General features: G+C 60.6%; 30 protein-coding genes and 1 pseudogene. 2 read left to right on the forward strand and 29 right to left on the reverse strand.

All coding sequences use genetic code 11. The features are described 5' to 3' along the window. The 19 genes from topA to VQ065_RS09615 all read right to left on the reverse strand — a co-directional run bounded on the left by topA (position 1) and on the right by VQ065_RS09615 (position 14,229). Positions 1 to 1,920 carry a type I DNA topoisomerase gene (gene topA, locus VQ065_RS09525; RefSeq protein ID WP_003120981.1) on the reverse strand — a complete coding sequence of 640 codons (1,920 nt, stop codon included), beginning with the start codon at positions 1,918 to 1,920 and terminating at the stop codon, positions 1 to 3. A 115-nt stretch (positions 1,921 to 2,035) separates the two neighbouring features. Continuing rightward, positions 2,036 to 2,233 carry an ICE-associated protein CrpP gene (gene crpP / locus VQ065_RS09530; RefSeq protein ID WP_003109353.1) on the reverse strand — a complete coding sequence of 66 codons (198 nt, stop codon included), beginning with the start codon at positions 2,231 to 2,233 and terminating at the stop codon, positions 2,036 to 2,038. 76 nt (positions 2,234 to 2,309) lie between these two features. Next, positions 2,310 to 2,621: a helix-turn-helix domain-containing protein gene (locus VQ065_RS09535; RefSeq protein WP_003461002.1), complete on the reverse strand. Its 312-nt coding sequence runs from the start codon at positions 2,619 to 2,621 to the stop codon at positions 2,310 to 2,312. 149 nt (positions 2,622 to 2,770) lie between these two features. Beyond that, positions 2,771 to 3,259, reverse strand: a complete 489-nt coding sequence (locus VQ065_RS09540; protein ID WP_012076856.1) for a single-stranded DNA-binding protein — start codon at positions 3,257 to 3,259, stop codon at positions 2,771 to 2,773. Between the two features lie 29 nt (positions 3,260 to 3,288). Next, on the reverse strand, positions 3,289 to 4,119 hold the full coding sequence (locus tag VQ065_RS09545) for a Rha family transcriptional regulator (protein WP_012076855.1): 831 nt from the start codon (positions 4,117 to 4,119) through the stop codon (positions 3,289 to 3,291). Positions 4,120 to 4,166: 47 nt separating this feature from the next. Continuing rightward, positions 4,167 to 4,715 (reverse strand): DUF3158 family protein, encoded by a 549-nt coding sequence (locus VQ065_RS09550; RefSeq protein WP_016851606.1) that lies wholly within the window; start codon positions 4,713 to 4,715, stop codon positions 4,167 to 4,169. 5 nt (positions 4,716 to 4,720) lie between these two features. After that, positions 4,721 to 5,449: a PFL_4669 family integrating conjugative element protein gene (locus VQ065_RS09555; protein WP_023082037.1), complete on the reverse strand. Its 729-nt coding sequence runs from the start codon at positions 5,447 to 5,449 to the stop codon at positions 4,721 to 4,723. Positions 5,450 to 5,604: 155 nt separating this feature from the next. After that, positions 5,605 to 5,775 carry a hypothetical protein gene (locus VQ065_RS09560; protein ID WP_024100016.1) on the reverse strand — a complete coding sequence of 57 codons (171 nt, stop codon included), beginning with the start codon at positions 5,773 to 5,775 and terminating at the stop codon, positions 5,605 to 5,607. A gap of 996 nt (positions 5,776 to 6,771) precedes the next feature. Further along, positions 6,772 to 8,097, reverse strand: a complete 1,326-nt coding sequence (locus VQ065_RS09565; RefSeq protein WP_071534719.1) for an STY4528 family pathogenicity island replication protein — start codon at positions 8,095 to 8,097, stop codon at positions 6,772 to 6,774. Positions 8,098 to 8,099: 2 nt separating this feature from the next. Further along, positions 8,100 to 8,855, reverse strand: a complete 756-nt coding sequence (locus tag VQ065_RS09570) for a DUF2857 domain-containing protein (RefSeq protein ID WP_003125263.1) — start codon at positions 8,853 to 8,855, stop codon at positions 8,100 to 8,102. 27 nt (positions 8,856 to 8,882) lie between these two features. After that, positions 8,883 to 10,619, reverse strand: a complete 1,737-nt coding sequence (locus VQ065_RS09575; protein WP_340080391.1) for a ParB family protein — start codon at positions 10,617 to 10,619, stop codon at positions 8,883 to 8,885. Then, complete coding sequence (gene tprA, locus VQ065_RS09580) at positions 10,616 to 10,885, reverse strand: ICE element conjugation transcription factor TprA (protein WP_012076847.1); 270 nt, start codon at positions 10,883 to 10,885, stop codon at positions 10,616 to 10,618. The genes VQ065_RS09575 and tprA overlap by 4 nt, the downstream gene beginning before the upstream one ends. A 20-nt stretch (positions 10,886 to 10,905) precedes the next feature. After that, positions 10,906 to 11,796 carry a DNA adenine methylase gene (locus tag VQ065_RS09585; protein WP_012076846.1) on the reverse strand — a complete coding sequence of 297 codons (891 nt, stop codon included), beginning with the start codon at positions 11,794 to 11,796 and terminating at the stop codon, positions 10,906 to 10,908. Next, complete coding sequence (yejK, locus tag VQ065_RS09590; protein ID WP_012076845.1) at positions 11,793 to 12,815, reverse strand: nucleoid-associated protein YejK; 1,023 nt, start codon at positions 12,813 to 12,815, stop codon at positions 11,793 to 11,795. The genes VQ065_RS09585 and yejK overlap by 4 nt, the downstream gene beginning before the upstream one ends. Further along, complete coding sequence (locus tag VQ065_RS09595; RefSeq protein ID WP_003103841.1) at positions 12,815 to 13,048, reverse strand: hypothetical protein; 234 nt, start codon at positions 13,046 to 13,048, stop codon at positions 12,815 to 12,817. Before VQ065_RS09595 ends, yejK begins: the two co-directional genes overlap by 1 nt. Next, positions 13,041 to 13,280: a hypothetical protein gene (locus VQ065_RS09600; protein ID WP_010792223.1), complete on the reverse strand. Its 240-nt coding sequence runs from the start codon at positions 13,278 to 13,280 to the stop codon at positions 13,041 to 13,043. The genes VQ065_RS09595 and VQ065_RS09600 overlap by 8 nt, the downstream gene beginning before the upstream one ends. Further along, the gene (locus tag VQ065_RS09605; protein WP_004352848.1) at positions 13,273 to 13,530 is read right to left on the reverse strand and encodes a hypothetical protein; all 258 of its coding nucleotides are present in this window, start codon (positions 13,528 to 13,530) and stop codon (positions 13,273 to 13,275) included. Before VQ065_RS09605 ends, VQ065_RS09600 begins: the two co-directional genes overlap by 8 nt. Beyond that, on the reverse strand, positions 13,527 to 14,054 hold the full coding sequence (locus VQ065_RS09610; RefSeq protein ID WP_003120967.1) for a hypothetical protein: 528 nt from the start codon (positions 14,052 to 14,054) through the stop codon (positions 13,527 to 13,529). The genes VQ065_RS09605 and VQ065_RS09610 overlap by 4 nt, the downstream gene beginning before the upstream one ends. Then, a complete protein-coding gene (locus tag VQ065_RS09615) occupies positions 14,044 to 14,229 on the reverse strand; it encodes a hypothetical protein (protein ID WP_010792222.1) in 186 nt (61 codons plus the stop codon). The genes VQ065_RS09610 and VQ065_RS09615 overlap by 11 nt, the downstream gene beginning before the upstream one ends. A gap of 177 nt (positions 14,230 to 14,406) precedes the next feature. Between VQ065_RS09615 and VQ065_RS09620 the strand changes: the two genes are divergently transcribed. Together VQ065_RS09620 and VQ065_RS09625 are read left to right on the forward strand one after the other, a co-directional pair. After that, entirely contained in the window at positions 14,407 to 14,844 is a 438-nt protein-coding gene (locus tag VQ065_RS09620; RefSeq protein ID WP_010792221.1) for a hypothetical protein, read from the forward strand. A gap of 936 nt (positions 14,845 to 15,780) precedes the next feature. Further along, complete coding sequence (locus VQ065_RS09625; RefSeq protein ID WP_021263367.1) at positions 15,781 to 16,227, forward strand: hypothetical protein; 447 nt, start codon at positions 15,781 to 15,783, stop codon at positions 16,225 to 16,227. 438 nt (positions 16,228 to 16,665) lie between these two features. Here the strand turns inward: VQ065_RS09625 and dnaB are convergent, their stop codons facing one another. From dnaB to mobH, 10 genes and pseudogenes are all read right to left on the reverse strand, one after another. Next, the gene (dnaB, locus tag VQ065_RS09630; protein WP_012076842.1) at positions 16,666 to 18,009 is read right to left on the reverse strand and encodes a replicative DNA helicase; all 1,344 of its coding nucleotides are present in this window, start codon (positions 18,007 to 18,009) and stop codon (positions 16,666 to 16,668) included. Next, positions 18,006 to 18,230 carry a hypothetical protein gene (locus VQ065_RS09635; RefSeq protein ID WP_012076841.1) on the reverse strand — a complete coding sequence of 75 codons (225 nt, stop codon included), beginning with the start codon at positions 18,228 to 18,230 and terminating at the stop codon, positions 18,006 to 18,008. Before VQ065_RS09635 ends, dnaB begins: the two co-directional genes overlap by 4 nt. Continuing rightward, the gene (locus VQ065_RS09640) at positions 18,214 to 18,846 is read right to left on the reverse strand and encodes an HNH endonuclease signature motif containing protein (protein ID WP_023082033.1); all 633 of its coding nucleotides are present in this window, start codon (positions 18,844 to 18,846) and stop codon (positions 18,214 to 18,216) included. The genes VQ065_RS09635 and VQ065_RS09640 overlap by 17 nt, the downstream gene beginning before the upstream one ends. Then, positions 18,843 to 19,544 (reverse strand): DUF2786 domain-containing protein, encoded by a 702-nt coding sequence (locus VQ065_RS09645; RefSeq protein WP_023082032.1) that lies wholly within the window; start codon positions 19,542 to 19,544, stop codon positions 18,843 to 18,845. The genes VQ065_RS09640 and VQ065_RS09645 overlap by 4 nt, the downstream gene beginning before the upstream one ends. A 464-nt stretch (positions 19,545 to 20,008) precedes the next feature. Next, a pseudogene (locus VQ065_RS31975) lies at positions 20,009 to 20,755 on the reverse strand (hypothetical protein); the annotation flags it as partial. 5 nt (positions 20,756 to 20,760) lie between these two features. Next, positions 20,761 to 21,258, reverse strand: coding sequence for a hypothetical protein (locus VQ065_RS09655; RefSeq protein WP_012076837.1), 498 nt, complete (start codon positions 21,256 to 21,258; stop codon positions 20,761 to 20,763). Next, positions 21,255 to 21,992, reverse strand: a complete 738-nt coding sequence (locus VQ065_RS09660; RefSeq protein WP_012076836.1) for a hypothetical protein — start codon at positions 21,990 to 21,992, stop codon at positions 21,255 to 21,257. Before VQ065_RS09660 ends, VQ065_RS09655 begins: the two co-directional genes overlap by 4 nt. A gap of 1 nt (position 21,993) precedes the next feature. Then, the gene (locus tag VQ065_RS09665; RefSeq protein WP_012076835.1) at positions 21,994 to 22,854 is read right to left on the reverse strand and encodes a ParA family protein; all 861 of its coding nucleotides are present in this window, start codon (positions 22,852 to 22,854) and stop codon (positions 21,994 to 21,996) included. A gap of 506 nt (positions 22,855 to 23,360) precedes the next feature. Further along, entirely contained in the window at positions 23,361 to 24,644 is a 1,284-nt protein-coding gene (locus tag VQ065_RS09670) for a site-specific integrase (RefSeq protein ID WP_003086133.1), read from the reverse strand. Next, positions 24,641 to 26,560: a MobH family relaxase gene (gene mobH / locus VQ065_RS09675; RefSeq protein ID WP_023098802.1), complete on the reverse strand. Its 1,920-nt coding sequence runs from the start codon at positions 26,558 to 26,560 to the stop codon at positions 24,641 to 24,643. Before mobH ends, VQ065_RS09670 begins: the two co-directional genes overlap by 4 nt. Positions 26,561 to 26,797: the final 237 nt, after the last annotated feature.

Raw genomic sequence — 26,797 nt, forward strand, 5'->3', positions numbered from 1 at the left:
CTATAGCCCGCGCGGGTTGTCGAAGTCAGGTTGGCCGTCCTTGGTGGGGTAGCTGACTTTGCAGCCGGTGCTGCGATAGCCGCTGCAACCCCAGAAGTCGAAGCCGCCCTTGCCGGCTTTCTTTCGGTGGACCAGGGGCAGACCGCACTTGCCGCAGAGGAAGTCACTGGCCGGCGCCGAGGGAGCGCTGGCGGTAGAGCTTGCTCGCGGGTCGCCCTGTGCGCTGGGGAGCGCGCGCAGCGTCTGCAGCTCTGACTGCAGGAGCTGGTAGAACTGCTGGACCACGTTCATGTAGGTGTCCTCGCTGTTGGCGATCCGGTCCAGGGCGACCTCGAGGTTGCGGGTGAAGTCGAGGCTGAGGAAGCTGAAGTTGTGCTCCAGGAGCGCTATGGTGGCCTCGCCCAGCTCGCCGGGGATCAGGCTTCGGCCCTTCATCTGCACCTGGCCCTTGTCGATGATGTTCTTCACGATCGAGGCGTAGGAGGATGGCCGACCAATCCCGCGGCGCTTCATCTCGCCCACCAGGCTGGCATCGGTGAAGCGTTTGGGAGGGGTGGTTTTCTTCTCCAGGACCTCGCCGCTGTAGACCTTGAGTATCTGGCCTGGCTCCAGCGCCGGGATGGGGCTTGAAGGCGTTTCGTTCTTTTGCTCCTCGGCATCATCGCCCTGCAGCAGTTTTCTCCATCCAGGCACGTTCAACAGCTTCCCTTTGGCGCCGAAGCGCAGTGGCTTTTTGTCGGGGCCGACGCCCAGGAGGGTGATGGTTCTCACTGCGTACACGGCAGCTTCGATCTGGCTGGCAAGCGCGCGAACTCGAATGAGCTGGTACAGCGCCTGCTCATCAGCAGTTTCACCGGCGGTAGCGGCCATCCAGTCGGTAGGGGTGATGGCGGGGTGGCCTTCCTGAGCGTCTTGGTCCGCTTTGAACATTCGCTGTTGCTCTACACACTTCAGCCCCAAGGCTTTGGCGACAGCACGGATATCCGGCATCGAGTCCTTCGAAATATTGGGGTTGTCCGTTCGGTGGTAAGTGATGAGCCCCTGTTCATACAGCCGCTGGGCGACTTTCATCGTCTTGTCGGGTGACCACTTCAGTGCATTTCCGGCTGCCATCTGGAGCGAAGAGGAGATGAACGGCGCCGGAGGCATATCGGTTTCTTCGCCATCAATGCAGGTCTCGACGATCACATTGCGTATAGCCCCCACCAGTTCTGCGAGTTGACGATCCTGGATATACGGAAATTCCTTGCTGGCAAACGTGGGCACTGGATCCCACTCCGCCTTCCAGGTGCGGCCGTCGCTGGGCGAAACGAAGGCCAGTTCCACCCCGAAATGCTTGATTGGTGTGAAGGCGCGAATCTCCCGCTCTCGCAGGACCACCAGGTACACAGCGACGGACTGCACGCGCCCGGCGGTGGTTGGCCTGCCCATCACGCGCCGCAACTCTGGCGTGACCAGATACCCCACCAGGCGATCGATGACGCGACGGCATTCCTGCGAGGCGACCTTCGGGAGGTCCAGGCGACGCGGCGAGCTGAGTTCGGCGCTGATGCATGACTTGGTGATCTCTTTGAAGGCAACGCGCTTGTAGTTCTTGATCCCGGCAGCCTGGAGTATGTGCCAGCCGATGCTTTCGCCTTCCCGATCCGGGTCGGATGCGACGTAGATCTCCAGAGCTTTCTGCTGCAGATCCTTCAGCCGTGCGACGGCTTTTTCCTTGCCCGAGAGGATCTGGTAGTGCGGTTTGAAATCCTGGCCCACGCCGACGGTGAGCATCTGCGGATCCTGGCCGTGAACGGGGAGGTCTCTGATGTGGCCGGCTGTCGCCTCGACCTGCCAGGTCACGTCGGGACGAATGGAGGGGAGAAGGGACCGCAGCTTTTTCAGCTTGCCCGGGGCTTCAATGATTACAAGGTGCATCGGCGGAGTCTCTCGGAACAGTCGGTCGAACTGTCGCGGTCAGAGAGCGGGCCAACAATGCGAAATGGACGGTACGCTGTTGCAGTTTTCGGGAGGTGCTGTAGAGCGGGATCGATCAGAAGTCGAGCTGCTGTTGCTGCTCCTGGGCAAACCCTTTCAACCAGGACGCCCGCATCGCAGGATGACTGTAGGGGCAGTCGAACACCCGTAGCCCTTTCCGCGCGGCCTCAGCACCAATAGCCCGTACAGTCCGGTGGGGATCGTTGAAGTGTCGTCTGTCCAGCTTGTCGGTATCGGTAGCTTTCTTTGACACACTGCACCTCGTACTGGTCGAGATTTCCGAATCGGAAGCCCTTGCCACCAGAGACTTCACGAACGGGCGGCCAAAATTAAGACAGGGAGTTTGCAGGCGCCATCCTTCGAAACTGGTTGGCGTCATACATTGCCCTTCCCACGCGAACGAGATCGGCGCGGTTTTGCTCGGACATTCCGGACATGTAATTGAGGATATCCAGCTGCTCTTGAGTGAGCGCTTTCACCGCCGCTGGAACATGTCGGCCAGTGACTACGTATAGAACGTCGACTCCGATCTCGATGGCTTTAAGCAGATAGGTGGTATCGGGACTGCGCCGTCCCTTCTCATACGAAACCTGAGTGTTCTTCGTCACCCCACAGTGCTGTGAAAAGGCGTCTTGGCTCATTTCCAGTCGAAGCCTTTCTTCCCTCAGTCGATTTCCGATCATTGTGGTTGATCCAGTTGCTCGAGTGTTTTTAAGAGGCTGCGGGCGGCGAAGAGTAGTGCTTGCCACCCGCAGCTTCACGAATGGGCGGCCAAAAATTAAGCCGCCTGTTACATGGGGATGTCGTCGTCGAAGGCGCTGTCGTAGTCCTGCTGCGATTGCGCATCCTGCTGAGCAGGTTGCGGCGGCACCTGCCGAGACTGCTGATGTTGTGTCGACTGGCCGTTGGTAGACGGCAACAGGGTGACCTCGGCCAGGCGATGCGGAAGGATGGAAATGCGCGAGGCTTCGACCTTCAGCGCCTGTACTTCTTCGCCAGACTCTTTGTCCGGCCAGCGGTCCATGATCGCCCGGCCTTCGACCTTGACGCGCATACCTTTCGCGAACAGTTCGGCGAAACGCTGGGCATCCTGATGCCACCACTCGACGCTGCACCAGAAGCCGCCGCGATCCTTGTAGCCACCCTGGCCATCGGGAATCGAGTTGTCGAACATCACGTTGAGACGCAGCAACTGCCGCGGGGGATTGTTGCCGTTGGGGAAGCTGCGGTGCTCCGGCGCCGAGCCGATGTTGCCTTCCCAGAAGACGGGGGTAGCCATGATGAATCTCCAGTCGGTTGAGTCGGGGGTTAGTGGGTGGAGCGTGGTTTGAAGGGGGAGCGAGTGGCGCGGCTGGCCACGTACCCGAGCAGTTCACGGGTTTGCCGAGACGTTGCAGCCAAGGTGTTGGCCATGTGCTCCTTGAACACTTCGCTGGCCAGCTTTTCGACGCCGCTGTCGTAAAGGGAGTTGAACAGCAGCTCCGCGTCATGAGCGGAGCGCAGCAAGCCGTAGAGCAGGTCCTTGGCGATGGAGGAGCCGGCCACGCTGGGCAAGGACTTGGCGGCCACACCTTCACCGATGATCTGCCCCTGGAGGAAGTTCAGGGCCTGCTTGATCTGCTCGGGATTCGCCGCGTCCAAGGACTCGACGGCCAGGTAGTTGCATACGACCTGTTCTGTCCTGGGTCGGGCCGGCTCGCCGAGGGTGTGGTCGCGCATCAGGTCGAGGGTCTTGATAGCGAACTGGAGCAGGTGGTTGTGGCTGAGGATCTCGGGTTGCTCGATGATCGCCTGTTCCATCTTGTTGAAGGCGTTGATGTAAGCGACCTTCCAGTGCATAGCTTCCTTGCCAGTGAACCCCATGCAGAGAAGGGTGAAGCCGTCGCGAGTCATGCGCACGTATGGCTCTGGCCTGTTGTTCGCTCCCGTGCGGGAACACTCCTCAAAATTGAGGAGTGCAAAATCCTCGGGACATTCCAAGTTTTTGATATCCCGTAACACGTTGTCGTGCCTCTTCCGAAAATGCTTGGCGACGTCGAGGCTGGTCGTGGTGGGCTTGCCGCCGATGATCTCGACGCTGACCTCGGTGGAGGGCTGGGCTTTGGTGTTGGAAACGGTCTTGCTGCTGATGTTGCTCATGTTGTCTCTCCGTTGGTGATCGTTTCGTCGAAGGTAGAGCGGTACAGCTACATGCCCACGGAACCAGGGCGGGTCTGACTCTGCTGCAGTCGGCCCATGAACTCGGCCTCGGCCTGGCCCATCTTTTCCGCACACTCGGCGGCCTGCTTGCCGATGGAGTGGATCAGGCTGATCTGCATGTTGAGGGTGATGCGCTGCAGCTCCATCTCGTAGAGGTCTTGCAGCAGGTATTCCGGGGTCTTGTCCTGGCGCAGCATTTCCGCCCACACCCCGACGCCCATCCGCCGGGTTGCAATGTGCTGCCAGCGAAGAAAGGTGGTGCGTGCGGATGTGCGCTGCTCGATGAGTCGGGTGGGCAGAAGAGTGAAGGGCGGGCGACGAACCTGGGCCAGCAGTCCCTGGGCAAGCTCAAGCAATCCCTGCTCCAGGACTTCGCATTGCTCCGCCAACTGGGCCAGCTCCCCCTTACCTTTAAAAGGCTTTAAAAGGCCTTTTAGTGAGGCACTGTGTTGCAGCGCCTGGAAGGCAGTTTGTTGCAGTGGGCGGAAGGCACTTTGTTGCAGAGCGCCTTGCTGGTCCTTATCGAGCTGCCGCATTCCGATCAGTCCTCGAGCTCGACACGGTCAGCGTCATCATCGGCATCACCGTCAGAGCGGCCCCGAGTGATCGGCGGAGCGAAGTTCGAGCGTCGGGTACCCTCCAGGATGTCCTGCGGGATCTCGCCGAACTTCTCGTACATCTTCCGCGCGGCTTCGGCGCGAGCGTTGTTCGCGGCGAAGTCGTCGCGAGTGGCGCCCGAGAACTGGTAGCTCTGGGCCAGACCAAAAAGGCTGCGCAGCACCGACGCGCCTTCGTCGAGCCAGACCTCCATGTCGCGGCGACCGACCAGCCCGACGTGCTGGGCCAGCAGGATTCGGCGAGCGAGCTCGTCATAGTTGGTCAAGAGATAGACCGCCTTGAAGCCGAGAGGGTTGGAGATGAACAACGGGACCTTGACCGGTGTGACGGACAAGTTCTCGGAGATATCGAGGGTCGCTGGCAGCTTGGCCATGACGTCATCCAGGCGCTGGTCGATGGCCTTGAGCGCGGCTTGGCAGCTCTCGACTTTCTCTTCGATCTGAACCAGCCACCAGTCGGAGTACGGATCGTCCTGTGCTGCCCCGCGGTGCATGCGATTCACGTATGCGCAGAAGCCGGAGAGGCCGAGGATGCTGTGCTTGGCATCCGACTTCTGCCGGCCGGTCCAGATGCGGGCGGCGTGATAGGTGTGAAGCGTCAGGGCGACATCGCTGCGGAGAGAGCCGATCTGAAGCCGATGGGTTTCAGCCATGGTGCAGTGTTCCTTTATAGGGAAGGGTACGGCCACATCGTGCTGATCGGGGTAGGAGCGCGCAGTAGGAAATACATAGTTCGCAGCTGGGGTATTTCCGCTGGCAGTGCGGGTTCATCATCATCCCGCTTGCGGCTCATGGAGGTTGGCTTCCTTCAGCTCTTGGCCGCCTCAGGGGCGTTGTCTATCGCTACGTCGACGCAACTTTTGAGCTTGCCGAGCAGCTCGCTCAGTTCCTGCAGCTCCGTAAAGTCGATAGGCCATTCATCGTTGTCGTTGAATAGGGTTGCCAGCCCTAGCAGCCGCTCGAATTCGAGTTCGTCCATAGGGGCATACACGATTGAGTCGCACATCTTTTCGGTTCCTATTGGGAGGGAGAAGTTGATAGCCCTCGGCGCCGAGGCCAGGACCTGGCAGAGTGTTGCGGGCCGCAACACCCAGCTTGCCGGCGGCGCCGAGGTCGATCCCTGGTGAAGTGGTTCGGGCCGAATCACCCAGCTCGCCGCCGGCGCTGGGGTCGGTCCCTGGTGGGGTGATTCCAGTGGAATCACCCAGCTTGTCGGCGGCGCCGAGGCCGGATCCTGGTGAAGTGGTGCCAGTGGCACCACCCAGCTCGCCGCCGGCGCCGAGGCCGGATCCTGGTGAAGTGGTGCCAGTGGCACCACCCAGCTCGTCGACGGCGCCGAGGCCGGATCCTGGTGAAGTGGTGCCAGTGGCACCACCCAGCTCGTCGACGGCGCCGAGGCTGGATCCTGGTGAAGTGGTGCCAGTGGCACCACCCAACTCGCCGCCGGCGCCGAGGCCGGATCCTGGTGAAGTGGTGCCAGTGGCACCACCCAGCTCGTCGACGGCGCCGAGGCTGGATCCTGGTGAAGTGGTGCCAGTGGCACCACCCAACTCGCCGCCGGCGCCGAGGCCGGATCCTGGTGAAGTGGTGCCAGTGGCACCACCCAGCTCGTCGACGGCGCCGAGGCTGGATCCTGGTGAAGTGGTGCCAGTGGCACCACCCAACTCGCCGCCGGCGCCGAGGCCGGATCCTGGTGAAGTGGTGCCAGTGGCACCACCCAGCTCGTCGACGGCGCCGAGGCCTGGTCCTGGCGGAGTGTTGCCAGTGGCAACACCCAGCTCGCCGCCGGCGCCGAGGTTGGTTCCTAGTGAAGTGGTTCCAGTGGAGCCACCCAATTCGCCGGCGGCGCCGAGGTCGATCCTTGGCAGAGTGTTTCCACTGGAAACACCCAGTTCGCCACCGGTGCCGAGGTCAGGACCTGGCAGAGTGATGCGGGCCGCATCACCAAAAAACACGACGCCCGACCGAGACTTTCTCATGGCTCATCACCCCGCTCGGATGGCACGCTCGATCCGTGCCTGGGCCGAATGAGGTCCTTGAGCCGGCTGAGTACCTCGCTCCCTGTCCGGGTATCACCCCGCAGTTGAACTTGGGGCTGTTCAAGCGTTGTGGGGTTTGATGGTGCTGGAGCACGAATGGGGCGTTCCGCTGCTGGGATGGTTCGCTCAGCCGGTTCTTCCGGAGCCCAAGAAGCGTTGAACTTTCCCTGGACTGCACGCTGGATGAGCGTCATGAGGTAGCCGAACGGATTACCGACGGTTCCGCCGGCACATCGGTGCTGCCACTGCTCGATGATGGGTAGCCGAAGATCCTCGGACACTCGTCGGAGCGCGCTTACCGCCTGGATCCGTTGCTCGGCCTCCAGTGCGTGCAAGAGGCCCTGCCAGTTCGGATGTGCTTTCTCGCGTGTTCGCGGTTGTACTGGCTTTTTACATACTGAATCTTGTTTGTATGTATACGTACTATATGAGTTCGGCATCCGAACCAAGGGCGTACTCGGCGGATTCTGTCTGGGTTCGGCATCCGAACTCAGCGGTAAAGCGCATTGCTTGCCGCTGATTTCACTGAGTTCGGCATCCGAACTCGGGGTTGAATGAGGTAGATCGGGCAGAGTTCGGATGCCGAACTCTGCCGCTGGATCCGCTTCGAGCTGACTATCAATAGCCCATTGCTGGTGGTTCAAGCGTCCCTCGAGCTTCTCCAGATGGGTTGGGAGGCGGCGACCAACGTCCGGGTCATCCCTGAACTCCCGCCATGTGACCTGGCCGATTTCGCGTATGGCTCGGTTGCTGTCGCCGGTGGACTGGCTCAGCAACTGCATGTAGTCGGGGTCCAGCTCCAGGGCTTCTGCCGGGGATACCGGTTCGTCGTGGAGGATGTAGACGTTGCCCTGTACTTGCCCGTTGAGGTCGTTGCGCAGGCGACGGCCGAGACTGAGCCAGCGTGTCAACCGAAGGACCTTGAGTGCCTTGGCGATGGTTTCGCGCGAGGCGATCTTACCCGGCTGCATGCCGAGATAAGGGCGTAGTTGCTCGTATGTAGGGAACGCGGTCAGCCCGTCGTCGTTGATGAGCAAGCGGAACACTTGCCAGCAGTTCCGCTCCAGCGGGGTGAGGCGTTTATCCAGCAGCAGGCGCCGAGGAACGGTTTCATGCGGGTTACCGCTGAAAATGATGCCGGAATATTGTTGAGCCAGCGGTTCGCCGCTCTCGGCATCAAGCCGCTTCTTAAACAAGTGGGCCTCGAGATGTCCCGAGGCCGAGTCCAGCAGAGTCGAAATGGGAAAGCGCGACAGCCTCATTGTCATGGTGTCGTATCGCCTTCGGACTGAACCAGGTTGAGGAGTTGCTGCTGCGCAGACTCAATCTCCAAGCGGGGGCTCTGTGGCGGGTGAGCCGTAGGCGAGGGGAGGTGAGCGCTGACGTTGGCCAGGTAAAGGGTGGCGGGCTTGGCCTGTTCTTTCCTGTTTGGTTGGTAGAGGCTGTCTTTCAACCAGCTCTGGATGAGAGACCAAACGATGGCGAGGCTGATGAACTCTGGACTGTCTTGTTCGACTCCGGCGTTGACTTCCTCGGTGAGGATCATCGCGATGTCCAGCAACTCCATGCTGTCCTCAAGGCGGACCTGGTTTTCTTGCATCAGGTGCTCCCAGCGGAACCAAATCTGGCGTTCGGTCTGTTCGTCAAGTTGCCGCCAGCGACCGCGGCGCGGGTGGATCTCCAAGATCAAGCGCTTGGTGGCGGTGTCCTCCGGCGACAGACCGAAAAAGCTCTGAATCATCGTTGTGGTGGCTCCCAGCTTCAGTGCGCGTTCGATCTGCAGCTCTTCCTGCGCGCTGCGCTCGGCTGTGGCCAGGATTTTCTCCATGACGTCGATGTTCACTCTGACGTCTACCCAAGAAACCGGGGTATTGGTCAGGATGCTCATGACGGCGGGCTGTTGGAGCTGGGCCAGGATCTCCGGCCGCAGTCCCATCTCGGCACAACGCCTGAGCTGGCCGTTGCGCAGGTGGTTGATCACCTGCGTCAGGACCGCTTCATTGATCAACGACTTCGACATGTCGATCCCTCCCCAAATCGTGCGAAATCACTGGTCGGTAGCTGCTTGCTCGGAGGCGGCCGGCGGCAGCTCAAGGTCAACCAGGCGTCGGGCAAGACGAATTATCCGGAACAGTTTCACCAGGGCTTCGTCATTGAGACGGCCTGCCTGGCTGGATGGCTGATCGCCTGTGGTGGGTTGGCCCAGCAGCAACTGAGCGAGGCCAGCTGAGAATTGAAACTCGCCCAGGGCGTCGCGGCAGGTCTGCTGGTCGTGTGAGTTCAGGACGACTTGGACCTGGCCGCTGAGCGCTTGAAGCAGCGTCATGAGGTGCAGCGCTGAATCAGTAATCTCAGGGTCTTCATTGGGCTCGCGATACGTGTAACCCACACCGCCCTGGATCCTGACGATCTCGCCTGGGGCGCCGACGTGCAGAGCGATTTCTTCAGCCAGATCAGCGATGTGCTGTCGCAGGATTTCGGAGGTATCGATCGACCGCTCGATGTACCAGAGGTCGGTAATCGGGTGCAGGCCGCCGACTTGCACCGGGATTGCGTGAAGAGCTGTTTCTTCGAAGACAGGTAGATGTTCACCCTCGAGAGCGGCCAGACGTTGGCGAGTCTGCTGGATCTTGGTCGATACCGGACTCACGATATGGCCTGCCAAGAGCGCTGCACGCTCCTCATCGGTCAGTTGCTGCTGTTGTACAGGTAGCGGCGGAGTTGGCGGGGTAGAGGGATTACCCGGGAGGCTATTGGTCTTGGACGTTTGGAGGCCGGCAGCGGGGCTCTGTGATTGTGCTTGTCCAGTAGTCGACGCGGCAGGACTTTCCTGCCCTACTGGTGGGATTTCAGGTGGTAAGGCAGGTGCGGGCAGGTCGACCAGAGTGCCCCGGCGCTGTTCCTGCTGGCCGTTGGTGATCTCGAGCAGGATCTGGTCATAACGCAGGCCCAGGGGCCGCTTCATCTGATCGATGAGCTCGTCCTGGAAGCGGTCGAATATGAACTCGTCAGGGCTACTGTCGAAGATTGCCAGCGTGTCCTGGAACAGCATTTCAAAGTCAATCCCTTCACCGGCGTATAGACGTGCCCAGCAGGAGGATGCCGACTTTCTGAGTGACAGGAGTTTTTCGATTTGCGGTTTACCGAGCCCTGAATACAGCATCACAGGGATGGCTGGAAGCAGTATCTCAACGGCATCCAGCATTCTGCTGATGTGTGAGTGTGAAACAGGATAGCCGTCATCGGTGAGCTTCCGTGACAGCTCGCGGATGCCGACGGGTTCGCCTTTCTCCTTCTCATACAAGGCCTTCGCTTTCTGAATGCCGACGGCCCGCTCGATGAACTTGAGGTCGCCCTTCAAATCGTTTTCGGCCAGGTGACCGGTGAGCGCGATGATTTCGCCGCGCTGCTGATCCCAGGGGCGGAATAGGCAGTTGAAGCGGAAGTAACGCTCGTCGCCGGTCTCTTTGTAGAGCTCGTTGAGAATTTCCAGGCGAGTGTTTCCGCCGTTGCGAATGCGGTATTTGTCTTCCCCAGGGCGTCGAGTCACTGGTGGCGGCGTATCGAGGCCTCGATGCCGGATCGATTCTTTCAACTCATCGTATTTCGGGTTTCGAGTGGTCCGGGGGTTATCGTGCCAGGGGAGGACCTGGTCGAGCGTCAGGACCATGGGCGTGTCGCTGACTGGGTCCGACAGCTGCTCCAGAACCTTGGGCGGCGCGGTAAAACCAGGGGCAAGTAGCCGGTCTTTCAGATCTTGCGGGTTGATCTTGGCCATACTCATGCCTCCGCCACCTGAGGCGCGTTCGCCGCCGCCAGCTCTGCCTGCAGGCGCTGATTTTTGGCGAGGAGCTCGTCGACCATTCGGTTTGCTCGCGCGAGTTCTTCCTCGAGCTCGTTGCTGCGCTCCAGTCGGTAGACGATCTCGCTGTTGGCCGAGCGGTGGTTATGCGCGGCCTTTTGCTTGAGCTGATCGCGGAGCCCTTGCGGCATGCGTACAACAAACTTGTCTTCTGCGTGTTTGCGGCTGATCGAAGTAACGTTCTTCATGTTGTTCTCCTGCAGATCGCTCAGTAATGAGCGGCCGTGGTCTGGAATGAGGGCGATGGAGACGCATTACTGGCCTGGAAGAAGTCCAGTTGTGCCAACCCCTCAAGCGCTGCGCTGTTGAGCCAGAGGCATTCGATTCGCTCTCTGGAGCCGTCTGCATAGGCGTGGCGGTCGACTCTGTGCCAGGTGATGTAGAGCTCGTCGTAGAGGGGGCAGGGATATCCGGAGAGCACCACCATGCCGCGCAGCCGTTTGAGGAGTGCCGCCAGCTCCTTGTGCTGGTTGTCGTCCATTTCGTACCGGTACGACTTGCCGGTGGCGTTGTGGCGCACCTTCGTGCTGCGGGTCGAGTGGACGTAGGGCGGGTCCACGTAGTGCAGCGTATTCGGCCGGTCGTGATACTCCATCAGCGCGAGGGCGTCGCGGTTCTCGATCACCACGCCCTGCAGGCGTTCTGTTATCGCGGTCAGCGTGTCGGGGTAGTTGCGCCAGTCCAGTGCAGGTCCGGTACCGGATCTGGTCGAGGTTGAGCGGAACCCTGTACGTTCGCCGGACGCAGCTGCGGTACCGAAACCTTGCAAGCTTCGGATAACCATCCGCCGCGCGCGCTCGAGCGGATCGGTTGTTTCGACGTAGCTGGCTTCGAACTCTTCCCGGGCAAACGGGGTAAGCGCCAGGGCCTGGCGCAGTTCCTCACCGTGATCCCGCGCGACGCGGAACAGGTTCACCACGTCCCCGTCGAGGTCGTTATAGATCTCGGCGTAGCTGCGGGCTTTCCGGAGCAGGACGGAGGCTGCGCCGCCGAAGGGCTCGACGTAAGTGTGATGTGGCGCCAGGTGCTGGATGATCCAGGGAGCAAGTTTCCACTTGCCTCCGTGGTAGCGCAGGATTGGGCGACGAACCCCTTTCATGACGTGCTCTCCTGCTCCGCCTTGCGGCGCTTGAGCTGGTCGCGAAGCTGAGTGGGGAGACTGCTGATCCGCAGCGTGTCGCGCTCCTCGTCGTACTCGATCCTGGAGCCCAGCAGGTGCGCCTCGAAGCTGATCGACAGGCCCTCGGCGCGGCCGGTGAAGCGGCGGAACTGGTTGAGGGTGCGCTTGTCCGCCGGGATTTCCGGCGACAGGCCGTAGTCCTTGTTACGGATGTAGTCGTAGAACGCCCGCGGTTGCTGGTCGTCCATCAGTTCCGAGAGCGCGTCGAGGGTCATCGGCTCGCCGATGCGCGCCTGCGAGGTGGCGTAGTCGACCAGCGTCTCGGTCTTCTCGCGGGCCTGTTCCTCGGCCATGTCCTCGCTTTCCACGAAATCGCTGAAGGCTTTCAGCAGGGTGCGCGTCTCGCTCGGCGAATCCACCCCTTCCTGGCAGCCGATGAAGTCGCGGAAATAGTCGGAGACCTTCTTCCCGCCCTTGCCCTTGATGAACGAGATGTACTGCTTCGACTGCTTGTTGTTGCGCCATTCGGAAATATTGATCCGCGCGGCCAGGTGCAACTGGGCGAGGTCCAGGTGGCGCGACGGGGTGACCTCCAGCGACTCGTTCACCGCCACACCTTCGCTGTGGTGCAGCAGGGCGATCGCCAGGTAATCGGTCATGCCTTGCTGATAGTGGGCGAACAGGATGTGGCCGCCGGTGGAGAGATTGGACTCCTCCATCAGCTTCTGCAGGTGCTCGACCGCTTCGCGGCTGAAGCCGACGAAGTCGCGGTCGCCCTCCAGGTAATCGCCGAGCCAGCCGCTGAACGGGTAGGCCCCGGACTCGCCCTGGAAGAAGCCCCAGGCCTTGTTCTTGGCGTTGTAGCTTTCGTTGAGGTCGGCCAGCAGGTTCTCGATGGCCTGGGAGTCGCCCAGCTCGGCGTCGCGTGCGTGGAGCATGGCCGGGGTGCCGTCGGGCTTCTTCTCGATCAGGTGGACGATGGCGTGTTTGATAGGCATCAGAAAGACTCCTGGTTCAGGGAACGCTGCCTGTCGGCTCGACGGAGCAGGGCGCGGGCATTGAGCTCGCCGCGTGCGTCGCTTGGCGTGGAAGAAATGAAGATCGAGGCGCAGCCGATCTTGCTGAGCTTCAAGTGGCCGCCTGCGGAGCGGTCGACGCTCCAGCCTTCTGCTTGAGCGAAGGCCACCAGCCGGCGAACGCTTTCCCGGGCGCCGCGAAGGAAACTACGCATTCGTGGTCTCCTCGCTGTTGAGCTGCAGCCAGGTCTCCATCTCTGCCAGGGAGCGGGGAAGGCTGTCGGTGGCGGCGGCATCCAGGAGGCGCCTCACCAGTGCCTGAAGGCTGCGACGATCGCTCTGTCGGCTGCAGGCCAGGTCGTCATGCGCGGAACGCAGCATGCGGACCTCTGTGCGCAGTTGAGCGAGCTCGTCCTCAGCCGGCCGGTAAGCGGTGACGTCAGGCATCGTGCGCTACCTCCTTGGGATTTCTACAGGACAGTTCCCAGCGGCTCTCGATGCGCTTTTCGTGGTCGCCTGCCTGTGCCGGCATACGGGTGATGTAGGCGTTGTCCTCGCCGAACAGCCGTTCGGCAAGGCGGGAGGCTGCAACCTTGTCGCTCCAGGTGCAGGTCGCACGCTGCTTCTGAATGGTATTGGTCCAGAAGCCGGCGCCATCGAACTTGACGATGCACTGATAGGTCTGGGACGCCTTCATGATTCGGCCTCCTTGCTGAGTGCATCACCGACCTGAACGGCCACCAGTTCGGGCAACTCCGGCTCATGCCCGGGATAGTTGTTGGCCAACTGATGCAGGAACTCGCGCGCGGCGTCCTTGCTGCCTGCAATGCGGAACACGGCGGTGAGGTGCTGGGAGTCCTGAGTGCCGCAGCAGAGGTACGGCACCAGGCTCACTTTCAGCGAGCAACTGAACAGGTGTCGCGGGATCCATACCGACCAGAAGTAAGCCGAAAGCAATTGCCCCGGAGCGCGCGTAGTGACCACCAGAGTCCCGGCCTGGGTGGTCGAGATTTCGATGTACCCCAGTTCCTCCAGCTCACGAAGCTCTCGCTCCATCGAACTGGGTGCGACCGTGCTCTCGTCCCGCGAAAGGCGCGAGATCACTTGGCTGAGGGCGTCCAGCTCGATGGGGTTGACCCCAACGTGATTGGCATGAACCACTGCCGAGTCGGTGAACGCGGCCGAGGCGTGGATACTCGGAAAGCGGGCTTCAGTGTTCATCAAAGACAGCCTCCAACTGATGGACGTCGTAGCTCCCGCAGCAGGGGCAGACCAACACCTCGGCTTCTCCTTCTGGGGTGTTCTCGGCGGGGAGAACCTGGCGCACCAAGTGGTGTGGGTGGTGCCGGCCACAATTCATGCACTGGTGGGTGACCAGGTGCTGGGAAGTGTTCATGCATGGGCTCCTTGCCGGCGTGGGCCAGCAACTGGCAGTTGAAGATGAGATGAAAAATGAGGTTGCAGGACCGGTAGCGCTGAAGGCGTGACGGTCGCTGCTAAAAGGGAGCCGGACGCATCCGGTGGTAAGGTCGGCGGTGCGAACCAAAACCAGACAGACCACAGGAGGTCCGGCATGAACGCAGGCAAAGAGGGGATGTCGCAGGGTGTAAAGGCGTACGAGCGCATACTCACCCGCCTAATCGAGCGATATAGGAAGGACAATGGTTTGGAAAAGGACCAGCCGCTGGCCACTGAAGATGTAGTGGTGCTCCAGCAGCAGTATTTGCTCAACGTCTTGGGCACTGCACTTGCAGAGAAGTACAGTTGGCCCCTGGGTGAGGTCGTCGCGATCGATTTCGCGCTCATAAGACGCTACTCCTGGACGCCGCCGCAGGTGCAGGCGCTGTCTCCTGCTCATAAATGGCTAGCCATTTGCGATGAGCTGGAGCCGCTTCATGTCCCGGAAGAGGCGCGTCGGGTGTGGCGCGATGAGAGACAGGTGTGGGGACCAGTTCCCATAGATAGTAGGAAGGACGACCTCGAGGTGTGGCGGGAAGCGTTTGCCCAGTAGTATCCGTGGACGAGCTAGAGGTCATTGGAACGGTCGCTCTCTCACCCCATTCGTAGTCTGCTGGCGGACTGTTCCAGCTCTCCCAGAGAGGCCGCCCCCTCAGCTCAATGATGAGTTCGTCATGAGCGGCCAGGATGGCTGCACGCTGGGTTGGCAGGTCCAGGGCTTGGCTGGGGTCGTCAAGCGCGAAGGCGAGCGTCTGCCGGCACAGGCCAAGGGCCTGTAGGTAAGGTTGCAGGCCTGCGCTTGGCCAGGCGTCCTCGATCTGCGAGGTCGTCCAGCCTTTGTCGGTAAGTGCTTGGCGTAGGGCTCCCTCTAATGCCGAAGCCCGAACGAACGGCCGGGTCGTCCGGTCGAGCCCCGTTAACCAGAGTACGGGGCTCGGCCCTTCGTGGGTCCGCAACTGTGCGACGGCGCTTTGCAGTGCCTTCAAGACAGAGTAAGCATTCGTCTGAGCGACTTGTCGCTCGAGCTGGCGCTGCCTGAGCCAGGTCGCATCGATACCCAGGAAAGAAAAGGTGTGCTGCAGTTGCCTGAAGATATCTTGCATCAGGGGAACGAGATTAGCCTTCGACAGCCCCAGTCGTTCGTAGTGGGGGAGCCGTGCCAAATGAGCTCGCAGGAAGGCCTCTGCCTGTGCTTCGCCATGAAAACCACTGGGCTCGGCCATGAGTGACTCGATCAGTGCATGGGACAGGTCTTGGAGCCAGTCTGGACTTGGACTCTGGGCGCAAGGCTGGGGAGGATTGGTAGCAGGTTGCTGGTCACGCATGACTAGACTCCTTGCCGGCTCCCGCCGGCGAGAGATCGGAGGGGAGGGCAGGGACGGCAGGGCGTCGTGCAGCCTGTGGCCACAGGCGCGAAAGGGAGCCGGACGCATCCGGTGGTAAGGTTGGCGTCGCCAAACAAACCCACCCAGACCACAGGAGGTCCGGCATGAAGAACGAATACCGCTTTGGATACGACGAGATGCTTATCCAGATCCAGGCATGCGTTCCTGACTCACAAAAGGGGGACGGATTGCCTATGACGATGGCCAGAGCGCAATGGATAAGCCAAGTCTTTGTGCTGTGTACCCTTGGTAACTCACTGGCACGTGACAAAGGCTGGAGGCTATGGGGCATGGATGCCATTGAGTATGCGCTCATGCGTTGCTACTCCTGGCCACTGGAAACCATTCGGGAGATGCCAATTCGGGATAGGTGGCTAGCACTGCATGAAGAGCTGGCGGATTTGCAATGGGATGAAGAGGCTCAGCAGGTATGGCTAGCGAAGATCGAACCAGTGCTGCCAGGCGCACCGGGGACGGACTACGACGTCTGGCGTTCGGATGCGCCAGGATTTCAATTACCCCAAGCTCCTGGCTATCTAGTGGTCCGGTAACGAATGCTTCGGGTCTCGAGCGCTTATCGGGCCAAATCTGTTCGGGGTCGATCCTGACCACCGTGGAAAAGCGATAGCCGTGCTCCTGCCAGTGCAAGACTGCCCCGCACCGGTGACTAATCAATCCCTCCTGCTCGAGCCGCTGAGCTACCCAGCTTGGGCGTAGCCCTCCGTATGGAATGTCTTCACGGCTGTTAAGAACGTACTCGATGACACCGTGGATGAGGGCAGCACTGGGAACAAGTAGGCAGGCATCCAATAGCCAGGCATTGGCGGCGGACCCGTCATACACCCGTCCGCGGTGGCAAAAGTTCTGCAAGGCTTGTATCCATTCGGCGCTCGCTATCGAGGGGGGATTGTTAGCGGGCTGCTGGTCACGCATGACTAGACTCCTTGCCGGCTCCCGCCGGCGAGAGATCGGAAGTTCAATGAAGGGGCTCACGCAAGAGCTCCCTGCCAAGTTGGTGCAAGGTCGGCGAAGCGGGTCTGGTTGGCGATGAAGGCGGTGTGAACGGTGCCGATAGGGCCGTTGCGGTACTTGCCGATGATGATTTCGGCGATGCCCTTGGCCTCGGTGTTGGGGTGGTAGACCTCGTCGCGGTACACGAACATGATCACGTCCGCGTCCTGCTCGATTGCGCCGCTCTCGCGCAGGTCCGCGCTGTTCGGCCGCTTGTTCGGCCGGTTTTCCAAGCCGCGATTGAGCTGGGACAGGGCCACGACGGGGCAATCCATTTCCTTGGCCAGTGCTTTCAGCGAGCGGGAGATTTCCGAGATCTCGGTGGCTCGGTTTTCCAGGCCTGGGCAGCGCATCAGCTGCAGGTAGTCGACCAGGATCAGTACGGGGTGACCGTACTTCCTGGCTGCGCGGCGAACCTTGGCGCGCAGCTCTGTCGGCGTCAGGTTGCTCTGGTCGTTGATAACCAGCCGGCTGCCATAGTCGTTTATGCGCTGGATCGCGAGAGACAGCCTGGGCCAATCCTCCTCCTGCAGTTGGCCCTTCATCAGCTTGCCCAGGTCCAGGTGGCCGAACAGGGCGGTAAGCCTGAACAGCAACTGCTCTGCCGGCATTTCCATGCTGTAAACCTGAACAGACTTCTGTTGGTCGCTCTGCAGCGCCGCGTCGATCAGGTTGAGGGCAAACGACGTCTTGCCCATCGAGGGGCGGGCACCGACGATGATGAGATCCGATTTCTGTAGTCCGCCGGTGAGTTCGTCGAGATCCTTCAGGCCTGTCGGGACCCCCGTTACCGTCACGTTGTTGTTGAAGCGGTAATCGATGGTGTCGACGATCTTCGTGAGGCTCTTGTTGATATCGACGAAATCGGCGTTGTGGTGGTCCTGGCCGAGGGCGAACAGCTTCTGCTCAATCTCCTCCTGAACCTCAGAGGGATTTGCCTGGTGGTTCGAGGCGGTCCTGGTGCAGTGGTGCCCGAGAGACATCAACTGCCGCAGGTGCGCCCGATCGCGAACGATCTGCGCGTAAGCCTCGATATTGGCCACGGAGGGCGTGTTGTCGGCGAGCTGGCCGAGGTAGGCCAGCCCGCCAGCTTCTGGAAGGTCTTCGATCGCTTCCGACACAGTCACGACATCAAACGGAGCATCTTTTGCGGCCAACTCGCTGATGGCGGTGAAGATCAGCCGATGCTCATGCCGGAAGAAGTCCTCCTTCTGCAACTGATCGCCGACAATGTCCCATGCCGCGTTGTCCAGCATCAGGCCGCCGAGTACCCCTTGCTCCGCCTCGACGGAGTGCGGCGGCGTAAGTTCCAGAACACTCACTTCGAGTCCTCCCGGCCGATCTGCAGAAACGTGCTTCCGCTGCCGTCCGGGGAGCCGATGATCTCCAGCGCTTTCACTTCCACCTTGGCGGACTCGATGATCACCGAACCCACATGAGCCACCGCTTTCGCGCGTTCGATATCCAGGGGCTTGTCTTCGTCAAGCAGCCCTTCGATGGTGGCAAAGAGGTGATTTCGCAGATCCTCAATCTTGTTCTTCATGCTCGACCTCCTGAATGGTGCGCTTGAGCTTGCTGATGACGCGGATTGCGCTCTTCAGCTCAGGTGGATAGCGATGGATGGAGTTGCGGCGCATGCGTTCGGCCCGGGTGATGAGCTCCAGGTTGTCGATGACGACGTTCTGCTTGTTGTTGTCCTTGAAGCAGACGCAATGGCCGGTTGGGATGGGGCCGAAGTGTTCTTCCCAGAGCAGGATGTGGATGCCCTTCCAGTCCCGGGGGGGATAGCCGGTATCCGAGATCTTTCGTTGCAGGTAGCCATCAGCGCTGATCCGCGTGCTGCCGACTGGGAGCCATGTGTGGGGCTTTTGCCCCTTCTTGAACCGAGTTGCGCTGCCCCAGTCCTGCCGGATCTTCTTGGAGAACTCGGGGCTTTTTTTCAGCCCGAGCCGATACGCTTTGGAGCAGATCTGCTGGAGCGTTTTGTTCAACCTGGCTGCCAGGACCTCGTTCGGCATATCCGGATACAGGCGCAGCAGCACCAGTTCCTGTTCGGCGGTCCAGGTTTCGCGGATGCAGCGCTCCTCTCGGTTGCTGAATTTGCGGCGGGCGCGCACCAGGGCCTCGTAGGCGAGGGTCGAGAGAGCAGAGCGAGTCATCGGGAACCTCCCTGCTCGAGCGCGCCATGAACTCGCCGGCTGACGCCGCGGTGCAGGCGAGTGTTTTTGCCGTGCTCCCAGCCTGCTTGCAGCGAGGCCTGGTCATAGGCAAGGACCTTCGTAAGCGCTGCTGGCTCCAGGTACTTCAACGCCGGATGGTGTAGTTCGAGGTAGGCCTTGATGGCTGCTTGAGTCGACTCGTCCGGCCTGCCGGCAAAGTCACGTACCAGCGAACGCACTGCGAGAAGCCAGCCTTCGACGAAGAGCTTGCTGCGACGGCGCTTGGTCGACAGCTTGCAGCGCTTCTGTTGGGCGACATGAGCCGAGCGCGCCGCCACCAGTTGGTGGTGGAGCGAGGAGTAGGCATGAGCGGCGAGTTCAGGGCCGATCCCACGACCCATGAACTTGAACGTCCAGCCCGCTGGCATCGCGTAAGCAGCCAGGTAGTCGCAGCCGAAGGAACTGGCGCAGATCCCGGCCAGGTCATGCAGCCACGGTGCTGGAGAGCGCCTGGTACGTGTGGGTACGCACGCGGTTTCCACCGTGTGGGCCGAGATCTCCGCTTCGCTGAGGTCGAACTGGCGCTTCAGGATCGCGGCTTGGCGCAATGCGGTTTCCGCCTCGTTCGGCGTGGCCCCCTTGGCATTCGCCAGGGCCATCAGCTTCTCGACCTTGGCGAGGACTTTTTGCTTGTCCATTACGCGTCCCCCTTGCAGCAGGTTGAGCCCTGCACGGGCGCGGTGCGGTCCAGGCGCTCGATCTCAGCCAGCGCCAGGGCGCAGGCCTTGACCAGATCTCGTCGCACGGTGGTTGGCTTCCACCACTGCTCATCCCAAGGCCATGCCAGCGACACCAGCAGGGCGGCGGTTCCATCGTTCGGAGCGCTGGATCCGGCCAGGGCGTAGCAGGCGGCGGCTCGGGCCATCTGGCCGTGGCTGTGCTCGTCGTCGTGCTCTGGCGTCCAGCCTTCGGCCTCGATCTGCCGGCGGCGCTCGGCTTGGACATCGAGCCATGCTTGGGGAACAGGGGATAGGCTCGAGGTGGGGTAAATTCGGTCTGCGACCTGCCTTACCCGGTCGACAATAGCCAGGGCTGCTACGTCGCCCAGTGCGACCTCCAGGGCGGCGAGCAGGTTGGCCATCAAGAACTGCTCACGCTCGTCCGCGTGGTTTTTTGCGCTTGGGCGCCTGTTCCAGTCGACCTGTGCTGAATACCTCGCTGTTACTGTGTCTGGCTCGCAGTAGGACGGCCCGATGTAAACCTGGCAGTCCAGGCATTCAATGGCACAGTTCCAGGCACCAGAGTCAAACTGCTCGGGTTCCAGCATACGAATGTTCGTGCTGCCGCAGAGCGGGCAGGGCTTGAGCAATGGCGTGCGCGACAGATAATCGCGGCGAACGATGCCGCGTTCATCCCTGGCCTCAATTCGATAGGCTACCGGCTCCTGCTTCTCCTGCTTCTCCTGCTTCTCCAGTTCCGCCAGCTTGGACTCAAGCGAGGCGACCCTTGCCAGGGCGGCGTCGCGCTGATTCAAGGCCTTGGCACAAGCCTCGCTGAGCAGGCGCTCATGCTGTTCTGCTGCCGCATCAAGATCGATTGGGCTGAGGCTCTCTGCGAGGGGCCTCACGTACTGGCACACCGGGCCGTTCTCGGTATCGTGGATAGACAGCACGAACCAACCGGAGCCTTCGGGCCGCGTTGGGATCCACTCGCTGTATCGTTGGTCCGATCGTGCAGAGTCGTAGAGGCGAGGCGCATCCGACTCCATGAAGACGGTCTGCAACTCAAGGCCAAGCCGGCGCAGCGTTTCCTGCGCTTCGTTGGAAGAGCAGTTGTCGGCCAGGTCCGGATAGTTCGGATGGGTCCAGAAGCCGAACTGATCGCGCTCGACCAGGTGGGCCTGAATCATAGGTTTCATGCCAGGCCCCCCACGCTCATGCCGAGCACCGCACTTGCCTCGGCGGCCAGTTGCTGGCCTTCAGTGCTTGGTGAGCTGCCGACGAAGAGCATCAGCCGCTCGATGACCCTCACAGTGTCCTGCGAGGGTTGGGAGAACTCGGCCAGGTGATCGATGGCAGTCGCGATATTCCAGATGGCCCTGTTCATGTCCCGCTGGACCACGTGGATCGAGCTGGCATTGGCCGCGATGGCCAGTTGCGACTTCGTCTGCAACAGTAGGTCGTGGGCGATTTGGAGCAGGGCGTTCTGCAGGGACTGTCCACAGGCACGCTGCTGATCGCGAACGGGAGCGACCAGACCCTGCAACATCGCAGCACCTTCAGCCTCGATTTGCAGATTCTCGGAAGCACCGGCGGCAGCGCCTGCTTTGGCCATGTAGCCTTGCACGTAGGCGTCGAACTGGGTCTCGGCGATCAAGCTCAGGAGGAGGTTGTTGCGGTTCTGGAGGTTCATATGGAGCCCTCCGGAGCCGATTGCAGAGCGTCTTTCCAGAGCCGAAGGGTTTCCTGCTCCTCGCTGGTCAGAGCGATTTGAGCGGTGCAGTCAGCGACCTTCTGCTTGATGACGCGCAGACGCTCCTCGACTTCACTGCCATCGTCGTAGGCGATTTCGTCGGTCAGGCTTTGAATGAATTCACTGCGCAGACATCCTACCCAACTGGCGAAATACTCGGCCTCACTGCGCCAACCGATGTCCCTCTTGGGGCGCTCCAGCCAACCTTTCAGTCTTGAGTGGAGTTCTCGGGTGGAGTACAGGGGATCGAACACCTTGGCCCGGTTGTAGATCAGCGCGATCTGCAGTATTTCCAGCCGCTCTTCGAGCGTGTTTGCCGGAAGCGGGTAGTTCGAGGCGACCAGTTGCTTGGCCAGGCGCCCACGCAGCTCACGCCGTTTCTTGGCTTGTTTCTCGTCGCGATCACGCTTTTCCTTCGCATGCTCGATCTGCTTGTTCACCGAGTCGAGCAAACGCGCAGCGTCTTGTAGGAGCTGCTTTTGTTCGAAGCTCAAGTAGCCACCCAGCTTCCCGAACAGGTCGGTACCGCCACCAGTCAGCTTGCGTATTTCTCGCGCAGCGCCGGTCAACTTGGCCTGTTGGCTCCGAAGGTCGGCGGCGCTGCCGAACTTGTTCAGTTGCAGCACAAGTTCCGCGTCGACGTCGCGGGCTTGGGTGATAGGAGTCTTCGCCATGTCAGCGCCCTCCCTTGACCAGTGCTGCAACCGCCTCCGGCGTCAGCGCCAGGAAGCGGTCAGTCCACTCGGGAAAGACCTCGATGGCCAGGTTGCGGATGATTTCCAGCGCGGGCGCTGATGTGCGATTGGAGGGTTGCCGCGTTTCGAGGCGGTGCGCTGGTAGCCCGCGCGATGCTGCGTTGCGAAACACGACGGCATCCGGGACAGTCGTTTCGAGCACAGAAATGTCCTGATGCTCATCGAAGATGGCACGCACATTCTCGTGAATTGCCCGGGAGTCATTGGTCTGGTCCAGGCAGTTGATGACGATCTGAACATTGGGGATCCGCATGCCGAGACGCTCATAGGGGCGTAGGCCGTCGAGCATTTGCATGGTGCCGCGGTTGAACTCACGGGCGGTAAGCATGTTGGGTTGGAGGGGGGAAACAACCAGGTCCGATGCAAGCACAACCATTTCGAGCAAAGCTGAGCGCGCACCCTGGGTGTCGATCAGCACCAGGTCGTAGCCTTCTTTCAGAGCGGGCATCAGGTTCGCCAGGCGTAGCCGGCCATCGGGTGCCTGGAGCAGTAGGTTGTTGAGCTGATTGTTCTGGTCGTTGGAAATCACGACGTCCAGATTGGGGATAATCGTCCTGGAGATGATCCTCGCCGGGTCCGTTATGTTGGCGGCGAGCAGGTCGTAGATGCCGCCCTGGGCAACTTCCGGAAGCTCGTAGTACGAGGATAGGGAGGGCTGGACGGGGTCCAGATCGATGAGGAGGGTTTTTAGGCCGGCATCGGCGCAGATCGCACCGAGGTTGGCGGTGGTGGTAGTCTTGCCTGCACCACCCTTCGTGGAAATGACCGAAGTCGCTATCATGTTCTCAGCCTCTAATGTGGGGTCATTAGAGGCTGCGGCGGTAGTAGTTCTGGCTTCTTCCTGATGAGGGTTCTAGGCCTGCAACCAATTATCTTTTAACCAATTGGTCGTAGGTTCGAATCCTACACGACCCACCATTTTCAGAGGGGCGAGTTGCGTAGGTCTAGGAAGGGGGTGTTGCACCGTTCTAGCCTTGCAGCCGTCTGGGCCGAACATTAGGCCCGCATTGACGTGATGTCAATATGGAATAGCCCGCCTTTTTAGGTGGGCTTTTCTGTTTCTAAGGCCCTAAAACCATTCTGCAGGCGTAGCAATGTGCCCCCGACGTAATCAGCGATTACAGAGGGTACTGCGGTGTTGGCCTTGAAAATGCGAGGCTCTGCCAGCATGCCGGCGCTGGAATCCAGGCGCTCTCGGTAATTCCAGATTTTTCCTACAGGCCTAGCGATCTGCTGGGAGGCGCGGCTACCTTTCGTCCGGTAGCCGGCCCCTCAGTACCGGTATCGCTAGGCGAGACTGCTTCGGGCGGCAGATCCCCATCCACCAGTTCCACTTGTTGCAGCGGGAGCCGCGGACGCCGAGGCGGCACGGTTCGATAAGTGTTGAGCCATCAGAGTGAACAGCACGCTTTGCTCAAAGGTGTCAGGTGGCTGTGGTAGCGCTTCTGCTTCCCACGCGGTTGGACCTCCCTGAATGCCTGTCCATGGTGTGTGCTCCCTTGGTTCTGCAGGCTCTGTCCTGGCCTCCGGTGGCGGCGCTTCACTCACTCGAGCGAGAGGTTGCCCGCATGGTTTCGGTTTGGCAGAGGCTTGCGGGGAGCCGCTGTAATCCACCTTCCTGATATTCTCTAGCGCGCCTTGGGCCAGGCTTCTAGCATGCAGCACGGTACGCATGTGATCGTAGTCGGCCTCGATGTAGCTCATCGTGGTCTGGATATTCGAGTGGTTGAGCAGGCACTTCGTGAGGTGGATGTTCCGCTCGGGTGCCTTCATCAAGTCGGTGGCCAGGGTGTGCCGGAAACGGTGCGGGGTCATCCGCACCCCAACCTTCTCGGTCAACTTCCGGTACATGGCTTCGACTTGGTCGGAGTTCATCACCTTGCTCTTGTAGTGCGGCGAGAACCGGTTGACGTTGAACAACTGGTCGTCATCGGCGAATCCGGCTCTATCGGCCTCTTGCAGGAGCCTCGATAGGTGAGGCACAAGCCCCTCCGTTATTGGCACTACGAACTCTTTGTGAGTCTTCTCTGTCTCGCCGCGGATGAGGATCAGTTGATTTTCCCAGTCGATGTCGCGCTTGCGGATGCACAACAGCGCATTCAACCGGATGCCGGTGAAGTAGAAGACCTCAAACGTGCAAAGCCAGAACCAGGCGGGCGTGATCCGTGCGCGTTCGCCGGTGCCGCGCTCGGCGCCGACCTGCATGTTGAGCCAATGGCGGGCGCGCAGGATGGCTTCGGCGGCGACGGTTTTGCTTGCTCGCCTGGGGGGGATGACGGTGGTCTTTCTGAACGGGTTGACTTGGGAGTGTGTCACCAGCTCGTGCTCGATGGCATAGCCCCAGATCGTCCGCAGATGATTCGAGTACGTGTTCCAGCTCCGCTTCGACAGGCCTTGTTCCAGTACCTTGCGCCGCCATCCCAGGACAGCCCGGTGGTCCACGTCCTGTACGGTTGCCGTAGGACCGAAGTGCTTGAGCAGCGCCTTGGTCGCGGCGCGGTAGATCTTCGCGCTGGCTTCCCGGAGATCGTGCGCGAAGATGTACTCTTCGGTGAGCTGCTGCGGCGTCATTCCACACCTCCTTCGGCATCGGTGATGACCGTGAGGCTTGGGTTGTCCAGAGGCTGCTCAGGGAACAGCAATTTGGGATCCTGGAGCAGGTAGGCCTTGAGCTCTTTCGTCTTGCGAGGACCAGAAACCTTGATGGTCCAGATGTTCAGGTTTTTACTGGTCTTTCGGTGAAGACCTTGTTTCTCGAACGCGCGCTGCACCAGCTTCCAGCCAGTCGTATCCTTGGCCTGGGCCAGCTTTTCGAGCTCTGGATGCTCCTGGACATAACGCTTGAAGATTCCTGGCGTGACCAGCATGGCGGTCCCGTCGACGGTATGCACCAAAGCCTTGGTGTCGTTGATGAACAGGCGACGGGTCGCGATACCAGATTTCATCCAGCCAACGAATCCCTGTCCCAGATCAGTGCTTCTGCTAGGCATAAATACATCTTCAACTGCTTCAGGAGCGCAATCTGTTGGCTCCTTGTTCCCTAGTGGCTGCTGTAGGTTCTCCTCCCCGCGAGTGTTCGTAGGAGAAGCAGCCGGTGAGTCGTGGCTAGTGTCTAGCTCTTCTGATGGCGAAGTGATATTACCAAGAAGCGCGTACAAATCGTCTGTTTCTTCCTGGTCATCAGTTGAGGGCTCCGCAATCGCCCGCATCTCGTTTGACGGTTTCGCAACGCTCGGCGCAGGTTGATGGAGCGTCATCTTCGTTTCTGGTGCTTGCTGCTGTTCAGCCGGCTCGTTGGGAATTTCACAGGTCGTTTCCGGCTTTTCCGTTGAGGCGGTTCCATCTTCAACGACCAGTGATCCGCTGTAGGGTGAGGGGCGCTCGGCAGCATCTGTCCAGATCAAGGCTGGAGCAATCTTGAGTAGCGTGAACTTGTTTCTCCATCCAGCACCGTTGTCTACCGTGGCCGTCCAGATGGCCTTGTCCTCGGCATTTGTCTGGATGACGGCTTGGTCCTGAAGCATGTTGAAGAACGGCGCGTTGGAGGAGGGCACCCCCTCGATACCCTGGGCCAGTAGGTAGGCTCTCAGTTGATCGGCGGCAGGCTTGCTCACCAGCCAGAGTGCGTCCTGGGTCAGCCATCCATCGGACGGGCCGCTAGGTTGATTCAACTTGAACTTGTCCTTCACCAAGAAGCGAAGGCCGTCTGCCAACTGCCGCTGCAGCGACTGCTTCGGTGCAGCCAGAGCTCGATCCGGATTGCCTCCTAGCTCCTGTGCAACTGAGGCCTGGTCTGCCTTCACGATGATCTCGCCGAGGATCCCGGCGTGCTCGTACTGCCCAGCGAACAGGTAGATCAATTGAGCCCACAGCTCTGGAAAGCGACTGAGCCAATCGAGTGCCGTGCGCGGTAGCAGTTGGTGGATGAGGAGTGCTGAGGCAGCGCCGTGGAGCTGGTATTCGCGGGACTTCACGTACTTGAAGCGGTATGGCTGGTTGATCGGTCCGTTCCAAGGGCGCCAGGTGCTGCCGTCCTGCAGCTCCACCTGCAGGTCTACGACGATCTTGCCTATGTCGTGAGCCAGGGCGCCATACGCCGCGGCGGCCGACCAGGCTTCAGCCTGGGCTGACTGTGACTCCGGCGCTGCGCCGATCGGGAGCAGGTAGGTCTGCCGTACCTTGAGTGCGTAGGCCACGATCTCCAGGCCGTGATCGATCATCCCGCCTGGATGGGCATGGTGATGGTTTTCCGAGGCAGGGAGCTGCTGGACCAGCTCTGCATAGTTGGCCAGTGGCCGCCGGTAGATCTCCTCGAATTGCTGCTTGGATAGCGAGGCACGTTGCCAGATGTTCTCCAGTAGCTGCCGGCGCCGAGGCGTGCCGAGCAGTTCCATGCTGCTCAGAGGAGGGATGAATCCCCCTGGGGCAGCTTTGGTTGGTGGGGTGGGGGACGGCTTCCTGGATATCCAGGAAAGGAGTTGAAACATGGGAAGCTCCATGACGATTCATGGAGCGGGCTTTTCCGCCAGATCAGGGCTGGCAACAACGATAAAACAACGGTAGCGGGGAAGGGTATTTTGTTGGCAATGTGCCATCTTTCACCATTCAGCTGCATGGCGATTTCGAGTGCATCTCAATCCGAGACCCGATGCTGACTGGCAGCAAGCGGCAAAGAGTGAACGAATCCCATTCTCGCTTTTGGATCCAAAGCTGATTGGCGTGAG

Origin of the sequence: Pseudomonas sp. KBN10P06128 (assembly GCF_037574945.1) — a bacterium.
Taxonomy (GTDB): Bacteria; Pseudomonadota; Gammaproteobacteria; order Pseudomonadales; family Pseudomonadaceae; genus Pseudomonas; species Pseudomonas aeruginosa.